Source organism: Atopobacter phocae ATCC BAA-285, from assembly GCF_000526675.1.
In the GTDB taxonomy this organism is placed as follows: domain Bacteria; phylum Bacillota; class Bacilli; order Lactobacillales; family Aerococcaceae; genus Atopobacter; species Atopobacter phocae.
In genome coordinates this window covers 1-2,064 of record NZ_JAGN01000076.1, presented here as the reverse complement: position 1 = coordinate 2,064, position 2,064 = coordinate 1, and the positions used below count along the sequence as shown (strand labels likewise).

Sequence of the window (2,064 nt, the reverse complement as noted above, 5' to 3'; positions counted from 1 at the left end):
TCCTCCTAGGTATGTTTTGTGGTAAAAACATTGTACCGTAAAAGGAGCTTTATATGACCTTTTATCTTTTACACAATTATATGGACTTTATCTTATTTTCAATTATAGAATAGGATAGTTCGTATGAAGTTTTGAGAAGATATTTAACTTTTAGTTCATTAACTTACATGCTTTGTTATAAAATTATATAAGCCAATAGCATATATATTGTATTTTTCGACATAAAAACTATTATTTTACGAAGAAATCGGTATGATGGCGTACAGTGTGTTATAATAGATACGAAAAGGAATTTTCGGGCGATATTATTAAAGCCAATATTATAACAAATCAGTGTCAAGAATTTAGGAGATGAAGAATGAATAACAATTCAACAAAAAAACAAGTACCAGTAACAGAACGTGCAAGAATCACAACGGAAATCGTTGATTTAACCAGTGAAGGAATGGGTGTCGCTAAAGTCGATGGGTTCCCAATCTTTGTTCATAATGCTTTACCAGGTGAACGTGTAACAATCAAAGTTACTAAAGTATTGAAAAATTTTGCTGTAGGAAAAGTAGAAGCTTATGAAGTAACGAGTCCAGATCGAGTAGAACCGTTGGATCATACAGGATTTGCTAGTGGAACAATGGCTTTACAACATCTAAGTTACCCAGCACAATTAGCTTTCAAAACAAAACGTATTAAAGAAGCAATGGAACGAATTGGTGAAATCAAAACAGAAATTCGCCCAACATTAGAAGCTCCTAAACAAACAGGCTATCGAAATAAAGCACAAATACCTGTGCAATATATTGATGGCGAACTAAAAACAGGGATATATAAAGCAAAAAGTCACGAGTTAATTCCTGTTGATCAATTTTATATTCAACATCCAGCGATTGATGAAGCAATTTTAACTATACGTGAGTTATTGAATAAATACAATGAATCACATAAAGGGGCTAAAATTGAAGCCTATGATGAAAAAACGCATCGTGGTGCATTACGCCATATTATCGTGCGTTACAGCGAGCGTTCAAAAGAAATGATGATTATTTTCGTTGTTAAATCAAGTCAAGCTAAAATTTTCAGTCAATTATTAGGACCGATTACGAAGCAATTACCTGAAGTAGTATCGATTGTAGAAAATATTAATGGCGATAAAACAAATCGAATTGTTGGTCGTAAAAACTATATTTTATGGGGCAAAGATACATATCGTGAAGAATTATTAGGTTTCCAATATGATATTTCACCACTTTCATTCTTCCAAGTTAATACGGATCAAGCGGAAACGTTGTATCAACAAGCCATTGATGCTGCTCAATTAACCGGTAAAGAACGCGTTTTAGATTTATACTGTGGATTAGGTTCATTAACTTTACCATTAGCTCAAAAAGCTAAACGAGTATACGGTATTGAAGTTATTCCAGAAGCAGTTAAACAAGCTGAACATAATGCTGAATTAAATGGCGTGAAGAACGTTATTTTCCAAGCAGGTAAAACAGAAGATGTCTTACCACAATGGATTGAATCAGGCATTAAACCAGATGTTATTGTTGTTGATCCACCACGTAAAGGATTAGATGAACGAGTTCGTCAAACAATGATTGAAGCTTCACCTGAAAGAATTGTATATGTATCATGCCATCCAGGTAGCTTAGCTCGTGATTTAAAAGATTTCGTAGCAGGCGGTTATGAAGTCAAATATGTTCAAGGCGTCGATTTATTTGTAATGACTCCTCATGTTGAGACTATAGCGTTATTACAAAAAGTGAAATCGTAAAAAACATTTTAAGTAGTTTTATAGGCCCTTTGTCAAATAGGGTTGATGAAGAGGTGAGGTAACCGTACGGTTACTTCGCCTCTTTTTTATTCTATAATTTAAAGAAGCTAAAAAATAGTATCAAAAAGACTGAAGTATATTCACTTCAGTCCTTTTTTATTCGTATTATTTTAATTTCGGTTGTTTATACTTCACAACATCTAGTCAAGTCCATAATCTTGTGTAAAATACTATACAATGTTCTATACTCTCTTACTGGTTAAACTTGATATACTTTCTTGTAGAACTGAGCCATT

1 protein-coding gene is annotated in these 2,064 nt (G+C 33.1%); it reads left to right on the top strand.

Annotation, left to right across the window (positions count from 1 at the left end; all coding sequences use genetic code 11):
* Positions 1 to 358: 358 nt before the first annotated feature.
* The gene (gene rlmD / locus L866_RS0108140; RefSeq protein ID WP_025730897.1) at positions 359 to 1,768 is read left to right on the top strand and encodes a 23S rRNA (uracil(1939)-C(5))-methyltransferase RlmD; all 1,410 of its coding nucleotides are present in this window, start codon (positions 359 to 361) and stop codon (positions 1,766 to 1,768) included.
* The last annotated feature ends 296 nt before the right edge of the window (positions 1,769 to 2,064 follow it).

What these genes read in the sequence shown, in the direction of transcription:
- rlmD (WP_025730897.1), top strand. Translation starts at nt 359, where the DNA reads ATGAATAACAATTCAACAAAAAAACAAGTACCAGTAACAGAACGTGCA.